The following is a 15,720-nucleotide window of genomic DNA, read 5'->3' as shown; positions in this document are numbered from 1 at the left end:
TTCATTATCTCCTTTCTAACTTAATGATTCTGTCATGGCGTTTAGCCACTTCTAAATCATGAGTAACTGTAATTATTGTAGTATTATACTTTTTATTCATTTTGAAAAGTAATTCTACTATTCTTTCTTTATTATCTTCATCCAAAGATGCTGTTGGCTCATCTGCTAAAATAATTTTTGGTTTCATAATCAGCCCTCTAGCAAGTACTGCTCTAGCTCTTTCTCCTCCAGAACAACCTAAAGGCTTCTTCTTTAGAATATTCTCTATTCTTATTGCTTTTGTGATTTTTTCAAAATCCTGTAACGTAAACTGTTTTTGCTCGTTATCAGCATAACACAATGGAAGTTTTATGTTTTCTTCAATTGACAATGTATCTATCAGCGCTGACTCTTGAAGCACAAAACCAATTTTATTATTTCTGAAACTCGCTAACTCTTTATCACACATTTCTTTACGTGATAAACCAAATATATTATATTCTCCACTAAAATCACCATCTAATAATCCAATGATGTTAAGCAAAGTACTTTTCCCAACACCTGATTCTCCAATAATTGCAATTTTTTCACCTTCATTAACCTCAAGTTTAAAATTTTCTAAACTCGATAATGATTCATTTTTAAATTTTTTTTCTTTAATCTCTAATTCTATTACTCTACTCATTGCATTACTCCCAACGATATAGGAATCTTTTTGATTCTTTTAACTATACACTCCACTATAATAACTCCAATTAAACTATCTACTAAAATCATTGCTAACACTCCTAGCCACTCATTACTAGCTAAGCCTAGAAAGCCATATGACACTACCAATGCATTCTTGCTTTTCCAAGCAATAACTCTACACATTGCCGAGTGAACCGAAACAACCAAGATATTCAATGTGAAAATTATAGCAAATGATTTATACAAAATCTTTTTCAATTCTTTATAACTCATTCCTACTAATAAATTAATTGTAAAATCTTTTTTCATTAATCTTACACACACTACTGCATTCCATATTGAAACTCCAATAATAATAGCAAGAAAAATAATTGTCAAAATTACAATCAATCTCATTCTATATAAATAATAGTCTTCAAAAAATTCGTTATTTTCCTTTTGACTATAGAAATTAACTTTTATCTTCCATTCATCATGAATTTCCTTGCTTAAATTAGAAACACTCTCCTTAGAACCATTAATAATTATGGTTTCAAGTATAGTATCAACTTTAAATGCTGAATTAGCTTTCATAAAGAATTCTTTATTAATAGGAATAATTATTGAGTAATTATAATAACTCATTGAATTAAGTGCATAATAATTTGCATGACACTCATTCTTTTTCAATATTCCCTGCACTTTAAGTGTAACTTTACGACCTAACGCTGGAATTTCAGTTTTTATCTCCGCACCTATCGGATAATTCTTACTAAGACCTGCACCAACAAAAACAGGTATTTTATCACTCTTTAATCTATAATCAAAATAAAGCTTTTTACCAACTTTTGACTTTAAACCATTTAAATCATAATATTCTTTATTCATATACACTAACGGAACATCCATTGATTTATCATTTGGGATAGTTATTAAATCCCCTTCATTATGCAATGCATATTTGAAATTTTTATCTATATAATCATAGACTCCATTTACTCTCTTTGGTTCAACTGATGTTACATCAACCCCCGCACTACTAGGATCAAGATTGGAGACAAAAATTCCATTCTTATTTAACCTACTCATTTCATCATAGCCACCCCTTGTTAAAAATAAAGAACGAACTGCTGTAAAAATCAAAAAATTTGCTGATAACAAGAAAAATATCAACGTTAGACTTAAAATCCACCTCTTTAAAAAGATCTTTTTTATAAAAAAACTAAAATTTTTCATATCTATGCACCTGACTTAAACTTATTAAAATGAATAACATGAAAAGACACAACAAATAATAACTTCCTCTCAAATCTAGCATAAAAACAAACTTCACCAAAACACAAACTAGAAATGTGCTTCCTAATATTCTCATACAGTCTTTCAAGTACCGTACAGTCATTTCTCTCATTGTATCTCCTACTAAAATTCTACAAAATATCTCAGTTTTTTTTCTAACCAAAAACTGATAATGAAACACTACTACCAAAAGAGAAAGAAGTAACTCTATCAATACCTTATGTGATATAATCTGCTCTGCAATTTCTCTCTGCGCTAGATTTAAATGTAAATTTTTCATATAGCAAATGAAAGTTTCAGTAAAAAAAACTGCTATATATGCACACCCTAATTCAACTATATCAACTTTTCGAAATAAAGATTTAGTTACTTCTTTTTTATTCTTCATATTCTTTTTTTTAAACCCTTCATAACTATTACCTCCTAATATAGTTTTCCTTTATTTTTCCCTACACTTTAGATTTTAATCATTTATATTAGAAAGTCAATATTTTAGTTTGAATTTTTTATACATTCCCCAACTCTTGACAAAGAGCTTATAAAAAAGGACTTCTTTGACTAGCGCCAAACAAAGTCCTTCATTTCAATAATATACTTTTATATAAATATCTATAAATCACAAACCTATTGTGTTACAGGTTGTTGTTGCTGTGCGTTTGGATCCGCTTGCTGTTGCTGTGCATTTGGATCTGCTGCTGGCTGTGGAGCCGCTGGATGAGTCATAAGGAAGTTCTTAGCAGTTGTAGCTTTCTTAGTTGCTGGGAATGAATCTACAATATACTGATAATATTTTTGTGCAGATGCAATATCTCCTGCTTTTGCATAAGCTTGTGCAAGATAAAATGCTGCATCTCCTGCTTTATATGCCTGATCCTTATTTACTACTTTTAATAAACTTGTAATTGCTCCCTGATAATCACTCTTCTTGTATGAAGCAGTTCCTTGTGCAAAAAGTGTATTCATATAAGAGTCACTAATCTGAGCATTTATTGTATTATATGTATTTACGGCGTTTTCTGACAAATATTTAGTATCAATTGATGCTAATAAATCACCCGAACCCACATAATCTTTTCCTATATACATAACATATGCATTTAATAATGCCTCGTATGTGTTCTTTGTGTTCTGCATCTGATCAGCAGTCGAACCATCTGTTTTTAACTTGCCTTCTAACTCTTTTACTTTAGCTTTTAAAGAAGTTATTTCCCCTTCTTTCATCGAAACCGTCTCATTTGATGATTTTAATTTCTGATTAGCCTCTGTATTAGCATTTTTTTGCGCATTTGGTAAAAGTAAAAATGCTGCTGCTAATGTTCCAATAAATAATCCCATAATTAAATATAATATAGAACTACCTACTGAATAATACTGAAATCTCTTTGGACGAATGATTTCATCATTTCCTTCCATGTAAGAAATTGTATCATTTGATTGTTTCTTAACTCTAGGTCTTTTCTTAAGTTCTTTAATAACTAATTTAATATATCTTGATATTAAAGGATTATCTGTATCGATTTTTTGAGCCTCACGTAAAACTTTCTTAGCTTGATCGAATTTTCCTTCCTTGATATATACAAGCGCAAGTAACTGGAATGACTTTATCATCTTATAATCCATTGTAATTAGCTTTTTAAGCTGAATGGCAGCCATATCATAATTACCTTCCACGCATAAACTGTAAGCCTGATTATATTTTTTAATTGTGTGATTGATTGTCTCTAATCTACCTTGATTCTCTTGAATTTCTTCTAAATATTTATTGGCAAGGTTATCTTCGCTCTGATAATTCTTACTGATTACCCATTCACATAAAGCATCTACAAACTCACCTAATTCAAAATAAACCAAGCCCAACAAATTTCTAGCATTAATATTATATTTGTTAAATTTCAAACTATTTCTTAAACTTACAACTGCTCCAGATAAATCTCTTGCGTTTGCCTTTTCTAAAGCATCGTTGTAGTAGACATTTGATAAATTCTTTACTTTATAAAAAATCTTAAGATCTGCACCGCAATTTGGACAAACCTTTGCATTTTCGACTTCTTTTCTGCATTTATAACAAATCATGTCTTTACCTCTTTTTCTTTATTTATTATCTTTGGCTTCCAACAAAATATCTGTAATAATGTCAGCAACATCTGTTAAATCATGATTCTGTATTGCATCCTCAACTTCATCTACTTCTAAGCTTGGTTGAAAGTTTTTTAATTCTTCTTCTAATTTAATCATTTTATCCTCCGAATATTCTATGATAGTATCAAAAACCACCTGATTTATATTTAAAAATATATTCTTTTATGAGTCTATTTATATTAAGTAATTCTTAAATTACAACACACAAATAATGGCTCAAAAAAAAGCCACTATATTTATTATAATATAGTGGCGCAATTATTCCAAATATTTTTTTATGAAATTTTAAGATTTCATACAAATTCTTAGATATATCCAAATTGAGTAAAAATGTTTTATCTCTACAACGGATACATAACTAGATTGTTCTCTTCATTTATCACAAAATTAACTCCGTTTTGTTCATCTTTTACAACAATCACCAGACTATCTATTGAAACTGTTGAACCAGGATAAACTTTTTTAGTGATTTTAATATCCGCTCCTTTTGCTTTTTCGAGGAGTTTGTGAACGTATTCTACTTTTTCTTTAGAGACATTTAAATCAGCAGTTTTAGCGATTTTTGCTCTTACTAAAGCTACTCGACGTTCATCTTTTTTTACATCTATATTTTTTTCTTTACCAAGTTCATCAAATTGTTTTATTCCTTCGGTAAGCTTGTCAACTATTGACTGAACTTCTTGCAATTCATTCTCTGCATTATTAACTCGCTTTAGCAATTCGATTCCCATACCAACTTGCACAGCTGTCTTTTTATAACTGTCATTTCCTAGACAGTTGGCTGTTATTCCTTTAATAGCTTCTATTCTTCCGCCTATTATACTTCCTTTCTTTCCATTAAGTTTAATCTCATCTTCACAATATACATTGCAATCTAAAAAAGAATCCGCTTCTATAAATCCACAAGCTTCTACATTGACATACTCAAAAAATTTAGCATATATGCAACCTTTAGCCATTACTTTTCCTCTTTTTTTCCCGAGTACACCACCTCTTAAAACAATATCCGTATTAGCTTCTATCGAACTTGCTTCAACTACACCATCGACTGTAACACTTCCCTGTGCCTTAATACTGACACCTGTTGTTACGTTTCCATGAACTATAACATCACCATTAAAATCTATATTTCCTGTAGATAAATCTGCATTTCCATACACCTCATACACTGGAACAATATTTATTCTTCCATTCTTCATGTCTATCTTTCCATCCATCTGTGAAGTGTATACTAAATTATCTTCCGATCTGTTAAATCCTTTTCCTTTAAGTGGAGGTAATGGTCTTCCTCTTTTTGCTTTTCTTAATTTACCTTTTACAGACATGCCGTTACTGCCCTGGATTGGTTCATGATACATTGCAACTACCTGGCCTTCTTCTACTATTTCTACTAGATGAATACTCCAATAATCAACGGAACCATCCGGTCTAATAGTTGGGCGTCTATTCAAATCTGTATTAAAATTATATTCAAAATAACCGTCAATACCATCGACGGCTTCTTCACCTTCTGCTATAAGATGTTCATAACCACAGGATTGATCTTTTACAATCTGTTCTAACAAATCTGTTTTTAAACCACTTTTCACACCTGCTCTATCTATTGCTGCATATATTTCTTCTAAGGTATATGGTTCGTCATCTTCTTCAAGCATTGGAAGCATCATAAAAGCTTCCATTTCATTATATGAAACTCTTATTACTGGTTTTTTTCTATCTTTTTTTGCTTTTACATCTGCCATATGCTTTTTTGCTCCCCACTATCTATTGGTTATCAGTTGCTTTAAGTATATCCACAGCACCTTACTTATTTTTTCGGACAAAATTATAGAATAGTAAAGCTTAATTCATAAACTCAATAAAAAAGACGGAGACAATCATTTTTTAAGATTTATCATCTATGATTAATTATCTCCGTCTTAAAATTATTTATTTTTTACAAATACTTATTTCATCTGTGAAAGACGTTCTTCAACCTGGGCCATCATCTGCTCATATTTAGCTAATTTGTCTCTTTCCTCTTGAACTTTCTCAGGTTTTGCATTGTTAACAAATTTTTCATTTGAAAGCATACCTTTTGAACGTTTAAGCTCTTTAGCTAATTTTTCTTTTTCTTTATTAAGTCTTTCTTTTTCTTTTTCAAAATCAACTAAATCTTCAAGTGGTAAGTATACTGTAGCATCTGGAATAACAACTGATACCGCATCTTCTGCAACACCTTCTTTGTTGTTTTGAACTACGATTTCACTTGCAAATGCAAGATTAACGTATACTTCTTTATTATCTTCGAAGATTTTTTCTACAGCTTCATTTTCAGAAACAACAATGATTTTTGCCTTTCTTGATGGTGGAACTTCCATCTGAGTTCTTACATTTCTAATTCCTTTTACAAGATCTTTGCAACGTTCGATTGCTTCTTCTTCAGCAGGGAAATTATACTCTTCATTGTATTCAGGCCATTTTGAAAGCATGATTGTTTCTTCTTCCGACTGAATTGTACAGAATATTTCTTCTGTAATAAATGGCATATATGGATGTAATAATTTAAGTGAATCAATTAATACTTTCTTTAATGTCCATAATGCAGCATTTGCAGATACTTTGTCTTCATCTTTTTTGTATGTACGAACTTTTGCAATTTCGATATACCAATCACAGAATTCTTCCCAAATAAAGTCATGTACTTTCTGAACTGCGATACCTAATTCAAATTTATCTAAGTTCTCTGTAACGTCCTTAGCTAATGTATTGAATTTAGATAAAATCCATTTGTCAGCACTTCTTAAATCTTCTTTCTTAGGAGTTGTAATTTCAAATCCATCAAGGTTCATCATAATAAATCTTGATGCATTCCAAACTTTATTAGCAAAGTTTCTTGAAGCTTCAACTCTTTCCCAATAGAATCTCATATCATTTCCAGGAGCATTTCCTGTAATTAATGTAAGTCTAAGAGCATCTGCACCATACTTGCTAATTACTTCAAGAGGATCAATACCGTTTCCTAAAGACTTAGACATCTTTCTACCTTGAGAATCTCTTACTAAGCCGTGGAATAAAACAGTCTTAAATGGCGCTTCTTTCATCTGTGCATATCCAGAGAAAATCATTCTGATTACCCAGAAGAAAATAATATCATAACCTGTTACTAATACATCGTTTGGATAGAAGTAATCTAAATCTTCTGTATTATCTGGCCAACCTAATGTTGAGAATGGCCATAATGCAGATGAGAACCAAGTATCTAGTGTATCTGGATCTTGTACCATATGTTTCTTTCCACATTTTGGACAAACTGTAACTTCTTCTTCAGATACAACCATCTCTCCACAATCTTCACAGTAATATGCTGGAATCTGATGTCCCCACCATAACTGTCTTGAAATACACCAATCTCTGATATTATCTGTCCAGTTGAAATATGTTTTATCCATACGTTTTGGAAGTAAATCTATTTCTCCGTTTTTTACACCTTCAACTGCTGGTTTAATTAATTCATCCATTTTAACAAACCACTGTTTTTTAATCATTGGCTCTACTGTAGTACCACATCTATCATGTGTTCCTACGTTATGTGAATGTGGAACAACTTTAACAAGTAATCCCATTTCTTCTAAATCTTTTACTAATGCTTTTCTACATTCGTAACGATCCATTCCTGCATATTTGCCTGCTTTAGCATTCATTGTAGCATCGTCATTAATTACAACGATTTCTTCTAAGTTATGACGTTTACCAACTTCGAAATCGTTAGGGTCATGAGCTGGTGTAATCTTAACGCAACCTGTTCCAAACTCTTTATCTACGTATGAATCTGCGATAACTGGAATTTCTCTATCTGTACATGGGAGCTGTAATGTTTTACCAATGATATCTTTATATCTTTCATCATTAGGATTTACTGCAACTGCTGTATCACCAAAAAGTGTCTCTGGACGAGTTGTAGCGATTTCTACGAATCTTCCTTCTTCACCTACTACAGGATAATTAATGTGCCAGAAAAATCCATCTTGTTCTTCATGTTCAACTTCTGCATCAGAAATAGATGTTTTACAAACTGGACACCAGTTAACGATTCTTGATCCTTTGTAAATATATCCGTTTTCAAATAATTTAACGAAAACATGTTTAACGGCTTTAGAACAACCTTCGTCCATTGTGAAACGTTCTCTTTCCCAATCTGCTGAAGAGCCCATTTTCTTAAGCTGTTTAATGATTCTTCCGCCGTATTCTTTTCGCCATTCCCAACATTTTTCAAGGAATTCTTCTCTTGTTAAATCGTTTTTATCAATGCCTTGATCTTTTAATGCCTTGATAACTTTAACTTCTGTTGCAATTGAAGCGTGATCAGTTCCTGGTTGCCATAATGCATTGTAACCTTGCATTCTTTTATATCTAATTAAAATATCCTGCATAGTGTTATCAAGTGCGTGACCCATATGCAACTGTCCTGTAATATTTGGTGGGGGCATAACAATTGTAAATGGTTTCTTGCTTCTATCTACTTCTGCATGGAAATATCCATTATCTTCCCACTTTTTGTAAAGACGATCCTCAATATCATTTGGATCATATGTCTTGTTAAGTTCTTTACTCATATCGTTCCTCTCTTTCGTATTGTAAAAATATATGAATTATCTTAAGAATAATAATAAAAAAAGCCCTCTATACAATTTCTCGTATAAAGGGCGAATTATCGCGGTACCACCTTTGTTACATCAAATATCAAATTTAAAAAAACTACAAAATAGATTTCAAAAAAATCAAAATCATTTATTTGATGCATCTCTTAATCTTATAACGTAGATCACTCGTAAAATCTTACTATCAATTCAGATTCTCGGTTCAAAAGCTACCTTCCATAAGCTATACTTAAGCATCTCTCAGCCGGTGAATGCTATTCTCTATAAAGTCATCACTTATGTACTCCTCTTTATCATTACCTTTTATATATTCGTCATTTTTAATATCGTTAATTTATATGTTACCGTTGTAATTGATTTTTGTCAACTAATTTTTATTATTTGGTTGAATTAATACACTGGCCTGTTTTGCAGATTATTCTTCAGCATATTATGTTCATAACAACATAATCTCAAATTAGTGTGGTTGTTTTAAGCCAGCTAATGTGGTCTCAGCTGCCTGTAATGTAGCATAATTAGTTACTGATCCTTTTGCCTGTGCTGGTAAAGCTTCGTATTTAGCTCTTGCAGCTACAATTGCTGGTTCTGACTGCAATGTAACTTGTCCAATCGCATTAATTGAATTAATTACATCATTTACTTTTGCCTGATCTGCTGCTGATAAACCTCTTTCAGTTCCAGGAAGTTCATATACTAAAACAGGAAATCCTTTTGAAACATATCCAAACACTGTTTGTGCTGAACTTAAAGGTAAGTTAACACATCCGTGCGAACCACTTGTTTTATAAATAACTCCACCGAACTTATTTCTCCATGTAGCATCATGCATACCGATATTACCATTAAATGGCATCCAATAGTTTACGTGAGATTCATAGTTATCACCTTTTAAAACAGCATCTCGTGTAGCATATGTAACACCGAATACACCTGCTGGTGTGCCATTTCCTTTTGAAATGTTACCAGTTACAATATCTGACTCAAATACTTTTGCACCATCTTTTATTACAAACAATCTCTGAGCAGTTAAATTAATCTCAACATAAGAATTACCATAATCATTTCCATCATGGCTTGCTGCCTTTACCGAATATGTTAAATCTCTTGTTACATTTTTTCCTGATAAAATATCTTCTTTTAACTGTTTTAGCTCTGCAGTTTTATCAACTTTCCAACCATAATGACTGTTACCAATTGTAACTGTTGGACCATATGAAGTTCTAAGCTGTTTTGCTTTTCCAAAAGTAGTGTATTTCTTGTAAAGTTCGTTAACATAATTAGTTAACTTTGTATTATCTACTGATGGATTTTCATCTTCATCTACTGTAAGCCAATCTTTAAAAACATTTAAATCAATAACCTCTTCCTGACTTCCTGATTTTAATGTAACCTTAGATTTAGCACATTTGTTTAATTTTTCGACAGAAGTTTTTAATTTTTTGTCTTCTTTTCTGATTTTTGGTTCTTTGTAAACCTTTGCTTTTTCTAGGTCAATTGAATCTGCTGTTTTCTTAACTGTTTCTTCAACTTCTTTTAAAAGCTTATCACTTTCAATAGTGTTACCATTTTCTTCTGCTAATACTGTAAATCCTTTTCCTGGTACGTACTCAGAAATTCTGGCATCTACTGGTTCTTTTTGGTTTTCTTTTTTCATACAAACCAAAGACTCTAATGATTTTTCTAGCTTGTCTTTATCATAACTTATTAAAGTTGCTGTAGATAACTTATCTCCTGTAAACAACTTAGCGACCCATGTAAAACCATTTTGTTTTTCAAGCAATTTTTTAACGCCGTCATCCCAATCCTGTTTTAAATCAAATTGTTTACCCTTGATTTTTTCTTCCTTTTTTTCACGAGTAACTAATGTTAATTCATAGTTGTCAATATTTGACATCATCATTTTTTTAACTTTTTCTTCTGAATAGCCCGCAACATTCCTTCCGTTAATGGTTGTTCCTGGGCAAAAATGTTTTGAAAAATAAATTCCACCGCCTATATAAACAATCAATAGAAACGCGATTCCACCGATTAAACTATATAGGATTTTTTTGTTTTCCTTAATTTTGTTAAACATACAAATCCTCTCTTTTCCTGTTCGCTATTTATTGTTATTTTTTTAATTTCATGTTAAACACAAGCAATTTCTATTATACAAATAGGAATTTAAAAGTCAAGAAATGTAAAAATATTACATTTCTTTTACATTTTCCATTTCTATATTGAAAATATTGGAAAATTTTAGTAATATTTTTGTTTTGTGAAGAATAAAAATTATAATAATTTTATTTTTTTTTATATTTTTTTTATATAAAAAAAATATTGTTTATTTAAAGAGTTTTTATGTTATAATAATATGAAACTATATAAAATATAATTTTATGAAGGATGATTCAATGACAACAGTTAAACATTATGCACAAATTGGATATGCTAAAGTTAAACATTTATTGATTTTACTTTATTTTATACCATATTTGGTATGTTTTAATTTTATTGAAGCCAATATAACTACCCACTTTCACATCATTCATACACCTATTGATGATATGATTCCATTTTGCGAATATTTCGTAATTCCATATATTTTATGGTTTTTTTATGTTGGATGGGGAGTTACTTTTTTTGCGCTTACCGATAAAAAAATACATTATAATCTTTGCGGATTTTTATTTACTGGCATGACTATTTTTTTGATTTGCTCTGTGATTTATCCGAACGGACAGTTTTTAAGACCTGTTTATTTCGCTCATCATAATATTTTTACAGCATTATGCCAAGCGATTTACTCGTCTGATACACCAACCAATATTTTACCAAGTATTCACGTTTACAATACAATTGGTATACATTTTGCTATAATCAGAAGTGATAAATTTAAAAATAAACGAATGTTTTGTTTTTGTTCAGGATTACTTGCAACAAGTATCATTCTTTCAACAATGTTTATAAAACAGCATTCAACAATAGATGTATTTCTAGCTTGTTTGCTTGCTTATGTTGTTAATAGATTTACATTTAAAATCACTTCAAGTGAGTTGTTTTATTATAGGAAAAGACTATAAGCATCATAGAAAAATAAAAAAACTACAAGAATAAATGACATCTCACATAGAGAAGTTCCAAAACGTCATAGGGAAAATACAAAACCCTATGACGTTTTTAGTAAATAGCATTCCGAGATGGAACTAGAAAGACTTATAAATACTTAATTATTAATACGTGCCTGTATCCAATTTAAAATATCTTTGTAAACGACATCTTTATCTGTTTCTTTTAAAATTTCATGACGATCATTTTTATATAATTTCATTGTTACATCTTTATGATTTGTCAAATTAAACATATCATATATTTTTCGAACACCTTTTCCAAAATCACCAACCGGATCGTCTTCTCCTGAAACAAAGAAAAATGGAATATTCTTTGGAACTCTATCTACATTTTCAAGCTTACAACTAAATAAAACAGCTTCAAATAAGCCTAAGTATCCGTTCGCTGTAAATTTGAAAGTACATAATGGATCTGAATAATATTTTTTTACAACTTCTTCATCTTTTGTTAACCAACTATTTGAAAGATCCACGCCAGTTTTATCAAATTTTTGATAAGGCTTTCCGAAAGACATTTTTTCAAGCATCTTACTTCTATGATGACTTCCTTTGAATTTTTCAATAACCTTTGTAAGTTTAATGCCAGAAAGTGTCGTCCTAGGTGCAACAAAACCTGTTCCCATTATTATTACTCCGTCAACGTTTCTATTGTACAAGGCAATATATTTTCTTAACATGTAAGATCCCATACTATGACCTAGCATAAAATATGGAACATTTTTATATTCTTCCTGAATTTTATTTCTTAAATTATGGATATCTGCAATCAAAACATTACTTGGACGTTCTTCATCAAAAAAACCATATTCTTTTTCAGAATCGACTGATTTTCCATGTCCAAGCTGATCATGTCCAACTACAATGAATCCGTTTTGTGTCAAAAACTCCGCGAATTCACTATATCTATCAATATACTCTAGCATTCCGTGTATTAATTGGATAACCCCGATATATCTACCATCTTCCGGTTTCCAAACCACACAATTTATTTTTGTTTTTCCATTATTAGATAATAATGTGAATTCATTTCTAATACTCACTTCTAAAACCCTCACTTAATACTAATTTTCGTCATCTTCATATGAGTTATATTCTGCATTAAAAAAAGGTTTCACTACGTCAAACAATTCATCTGATGAATTTTTTTGGTATATAACCTCAAAATTAATGTCCTCCATTTGAATCAGACTTCTCTCTTGAGTTTTTACAATTTCCTCATCATTTTTTTTATTGATGCTTAACGCTTCTTTTAACGATGCTAAATATTCTATAATCTCATTAAACTTGATGCTTTCTAAACGCTGAGTTGCGTATACATTATTAAGCGCAACTTCTTTGGCATCCTCTCCACTTTCAGTAACATTTTTAACAGTCTTTTGAAGTAATTTTTCAATGCTATCAAGTTTATTATTTATCTCTTCAAGCATAGTCTTAACCTGACTTGCCGAATCAGCATATTTTAAAGATAATTGACGAACTTTTTCAACATTATCTAAGATATTCTCACCTAATTTACCATTACGTCTAGCTGAAATTGCAAGACTTAGAGTTTCTACCTCCATCTCTTTTCCCACATTTATCATGTGATTTAATTCTTCAATGCAAATCTGATTATCTTCCTCAATATCATAGTTTTTTGCTGAAAAAACATCAGATACATCTTTATAACTATCGCTATATTTTGCAATCTTTTCGCAACTATATCCTTGCTTCTTCATTGCATCCACCAACTCATTAATTCTCATGCGCTCGTATTTGATTGCACCTGTAAAATCATCTATTTTTTTGATATTTTTCTGATGACTTTCTATGTTAGTGTTTGCCTTATCTATATTATCTTTAGAATTATTTTTTATCTGTAAAATATCTGCACTCATCTGTTCTCTAGATAACTGCATTTCTTCCATGTTGGCACCCCATGTATCTCGTGCTTCAACTAAATTTGTAATTGCATTATAATACTTGCTTGCTTCTTCTTGTGATAATTTTTTCCCCTCTTTACCTCCAAACATTAAATCATACCTCCATTAATTATTTTCAAAATTGTGCTAATTATCTTACGCAATACGAACTTTTGTCAACAAGTAATTATATCTAGAATTAATGAAAATACTGCATCTGAAATTGTAAACTCTCACTATTATTATAAACGTTTATTGTCGGATAATAAACCATTGAAATCAGAATTTTGTTATTTTTTCCAAAAAAAGCATTATTTACTTCTTCCTCACCAAATTTGTCTATTAAAAATTCCTGGAATTCATTTATGTCCCCAAAGTAAATCGTTGTGATTTCTTTTCCACTTTCGGAAATCAAAAATAGTTTTAGTACATTTTTATTTTTTCCCATAATTATCATACGTTTGATTCTAAGATTCTTATCAACAAACATTGGCTTTTCGTTAGCTTTTCCAAAAGGAGCTAATACATCTAGTTGTCTTACCAAATCCATAGTAACGTAGTCTACAGGCATATAAAAATCTACATGAACTTTTTCGGTTAATTTTTCTTTTTCTAAAGGGGAAATCTCATTTATTTTTTTTCTAAATTCTTCAATTTTTGATTCTTCCATTGACAAACCCGCTGCCATAGGGTGTCCACCAAATTTTGTAAATAGTTCGCGACATTTACACATTTCATCAAACATCGAATATTCCTCAATTGAACGGCCTGAACCTTTAGCAAATTCTTCTCCTTTAGTTAACACAAAAACTGGTTTATATTGACTTTCTCTGACTCTTCCAGCAATGATTCCAACAATACTTTCCGGAACATTTGGCAAATATAACACAAGTACTGTATCATTTTCATATTCTTTAGAACTTGCTATTTCTAAGGCTTCTTCTGTTCCCTTGACAGTAAGTTCTTTTCTTTCTTCGTTTAAAGCCACTAATTCTTCCGCAATTGTTTTTGCTTGCAAGGCATTATCCGATAAAAACAATTCAAGTGCACGAATCGCTGTTTCTAAACGCCCACTAGCATTTATACATGGTCCTAATACAAATCCAAAATGAAATGCATTAATTTGCTCTATATCTATACCGCAGGCTGCAATAAGTGCCTTCATTCCAATATTCTTTGTGTTTTTAATTCGCTTTAGGCCTTCTTTTACAATTATTCTATTTTCACCTATCAAATCCATTACATCTCCGACAGTTGCAAAAGCTGCCATTTCAATCAACTCATCTGATTCTTCTTTTGACAATCCCATTTTTTCATATAAAACACAAATCACTTTCCATGCTACTGCTGCACCACATAGCTTTTTGTTAGGATACTTGCAATCTTCTTGATGTGGATTAACTATAGCATCAGCTTCACTTCGTAAACTTATTTTCTGATTATCTTCTATTTTGTAAGGAATCTCATGATGATCTGTTACAAGTACCGTCATTTTTAACTCTTTTGCATGAGCAATTTCGTCAATAGCTGCAATTCCATTATCACAAGTAATAATAGTATCTACACCGTCTTCATACGCACTATTAATCAAATTCATATTCAAACCATATCCATCTTTTTTTCTATCTGGAATTCTAACTGAAACCTTATTTGAAAATTTCCCAAGACCTACTTTTAAAATATAAGATGACATAACACCATCAATATCATAATCACCGATTATTCTAATTGTCTTATTTTCTTTAAATTTTTCAATCAATATATCCGTCAGCTTTTCAACATCCTTTAATAAATGAGGATCATAAAAATCGCTACTATCACCTGTTAAATATTTTCTAATTTCTTCATCACCAATAACTTCTCTGTTACGCATAACTCTGATAATTACCGGATCTACATTAAATTTTTTTGCCAATCCAAAAAAATCAGCTTTTTTGTTATATACAAACCATTGACTATTTGCTTTCATTTATTATTATTTCTCCT

General features: G+C 30.8%; 12 protein-coding genes. 1 reads left to right on the top strand and 11 read right to left on the bottom strand.

Features of this window, described 5'->3' with window-relative positions; all coding sequences use genetic code 11:
• Positions 1 to 4: 4 nt before the first annotated feature.
• The 8 genes from BLV79_RS07245 to BLV79_RS07215 form a co-directional block, all read right to left on the bottom strand.
• Entirely contained in the window at positions 5 to 664 is a 660-nt protein-coding gene (locus BLV79_RS07245; protein WP_022749885.1) for an ABC transporter ATP-binding protein, read from the bottom strand.
• Positions 661 to 1,737, bottom strand: coding sequence for a peptide ABC transporter permease (locus BLV79_RS07240; protein WP_143470230.1), 1,077 nt, complete (start codon positions 1,735 to 1,737; stop codon positions 661 to 663). Before BLV79_RS07240 ends, BLV79_RS07245 begins: the two co-directional genes overlap by 4 nt.
• Positions 1,738 to 1,870: 133 nt before the next feature.
• The gene (locus BLV79_RS07235) at positions 1,871 to 2,332 is read right to left on the bottom strand and encodes a hypothetical protein (RefSeq protein ID WP_074717561.1); all 462 of its coding nucleotides are present in this window, start codon (positions 2,330 to 2,332) and stop codon (positions 1,871 to 1,873) included.
• A gap of 236 nt (positions 2,333 to 2,568) precedes the next feature.
• Positions 2,569 to 4,017, bottom strand: coding sequence for a tetratricopeptide repeat protein (locus tag BLV79_RS07230; protein ID WP_074717559.1), 1,449 nt, complete (start codon positions 4,015 to 4,017; stop codon positions 2,569 to 2,571).
• A gap of 18 nt (positions 4,018 to 4,035) precedes the next feature.
• Positions 4,036 to 4,179: a hypothetical protein gene (locus BLV79_RS12885; RefSeq protein WP_173334742.1), complete on the bottom strand. Its 144-nt coding sequence runs from the start codon at positions 4,177 to 4,179 to the stop codon at positions 4,036 to 4,038.
• Between the two features lie 245 nt (positions 4,180 to 4,424).
• Entirely contained in the window at positions 4,425 to 5,825 is a 1,401-nt protein-coding gene (locus tag BLV79_RS07225) for a FapA family protein (RefSeq protein WP_074717557.1), read from the bottom strand.
• A gap of 204 nt (positions 5,826 to 6,029) precedes the next feature.
• Positions 6,030 to 8,678: a valine--tRNA ligase gene (locus BLV79_RS07220; protein WP_074717554.1), complete on the bottom strand. Its 2,649-nt coding sequence runs from the start codon at positions 8,676 to 8,678 to the stop codon at positions 6,030 to 6,032.
• A 502-nt stretch (positions 8,679 to 9,180) separates the two neighbouring features.
• Entirely contained in the window at positions 9,181 to 10,797 is a 1,617-nt protein-coding gene (locus BLV79_RS07215; RefSeq protein WP_083354496.1) for a L,D-transpeptidase family protein, read from the bottom strand.
• A gap of 319 nt (positions 10,798 to 11,116) precedes the next feature.
• Here BLV79_RS07215 and BLV79_RS07210 point away from each other — a divergent pair, with 319 nt between their 5' ends.
• Positions 11,117 to 11,785 (top strand): phosphatase PAP2 family protein, encoded by a 669-nt coding sequence (locus tag BLV79_RS07210; protein ID WP_083354495.1) that lies wholly within the window; start codon positions 11,117 to 11,119, stop codon positions 11,783 to 11,785.
• A 143-nt stretch (positions 11,786 to 11,928) separates the two neighbouring features.
• Here BLV79_RS07210 and BLV79_RS07205 read toward each other — a convergent pair whose 3' ends face one another.
• From BLV79_RS07205 to recJ, 3 genes are all read right to left on the bottom strand, one after another.
• A complete protein-coding gene (locus BLV79_RS07205; protein ID WP_083354494.1) occupies positions 11,929 to 12,873 on the bottom strand; it encodes an alpha/beta fold hydrolase in 945 nt (314 codons plus the stop codon).
• A gap of 21 nt (positions 12,874 to 12,894) precedes the next feature.
• A complete protein-coding gene (locus BLV79_RS07200; RefSeq protein WP_074717550.1) occupies positions 12,895 to 13,845 on the bottom strand; it encodes a hypothetical protein in 951 nt (316 codons plus the stop codon).
• A gap of 88 nt (positions 13,846 to 13,933) precedes the next feature.
• Positions 13,934 to 15,703, bottom strand: coding sequence for a single-stranded-DNA-specific exonuclease RecJ (recJ, locus tag BLV79_RS07195; protein ID WP_074717548.1), 1,770 nt, complete (start codon positions 15,701 to 15,703; stop codon positions 13,934 to 13,936).
• Positions 15,704 to 15,720: the final 17 nt, after the last annotated feature.

The organism is Lachnobacterium bovis DSM 14045 (assembly GCF_900107245.1).
In the GTDB taxonomy this organism is placed as follows: domain Bacteria; phylum Bacillota; class Clostridia; order Lachnospirales; family Lachnospiraceae; genus Roseburia; species Roseburia bovis.
This window is presented reverse-complemented; position numbering and strand designations above follow the sequence as displayed.

What these genes read in the sequence shown, in the direction of transcription:
- BLV79_RS07230 (WP_074717559.1), bottom strand. Translation starts at nt 4,017, where the DNA reads ATGATTTGTTATAAATGCAGAAAAGAAGTCGAAAATGCAAAGGTTTGT.
- BLV79_RS07210 (WP_083354495.1), top strand. Translation starts at nt 11,117, where the DNA reads ATGACAACAGTTAAACATTATGCACAAATTGGATATGCTAAAGTTAAA.
- BLV79_RS12885 (WP_173334742.1), bottom strand. Translation starts at nt 4,179, where the DNA reads ATGATTAAATTAGAAGAAGAATTAAAAAACTTTCAACCAAGCTTAGAA.
- BLV79_RS07245 (WP_022749885.1), bottom strand. Translation starts at nt 664, where the DNA reads ATGAGTAGAGTAATAGAATTAGAGATTAAAGAAAAAAAATTTAAAAAT.
- BLV79_RS07240 (WP_143470230.1), bottom strand. Translation starts at nt 1,737, where the DNA reads ATGAGTAGGTTAAATAAGAATGGAATTTTTGTCTCCAATCTTGATCCT.
- BLV79_RS07225 (WP_074717557.1), bottom strand. Translation starts at nt 5,825, where the DNA reads ATGGCAGATGTAAAAGCAAAAAAAGATAGAAAAAAACCAGTAATAAGA.
- BLV79_RS07235 (WP_074717561.1), bottom strand. Translation starts at nt 2,332, where the DNA reads ATGAAGAATAAAAAAGAAGTAACTAAATCTTTATTTCGAAAAGTTGAT.
- recJ (WP_074717548.1), bottom strand. Translation starts at nt 15,703, where the DNA reads ATGAAAGCAAATAGTCAATGGTTTGTATATAACAAAAAAGCTGATTTT.
- BLV79_RS07200 (WP_074717550.1), bottom strand. Translation starts at nt 13,845, where the DNA reads ATGTTTGGAGGTAAAGAGGGGAAAAAATTATCACAAGAAGAAGCAAGC.
- BLV79_RS07220 (WP_074717554.1), bottom strand. Translation starts at nt 8,678, where the DNA reads ATGAGTAAAGAACTTAACAAGACATATGATCCAAATGATATTGAGGAT.
- BLV79_RS07215 (WP_083354496.1), bottom strand. Translation starts at nt 10,797, where the DNA reads ATGTTTAACAAAATTAAGGAAAACAAAAAAATCCTATATAGTTTAATC.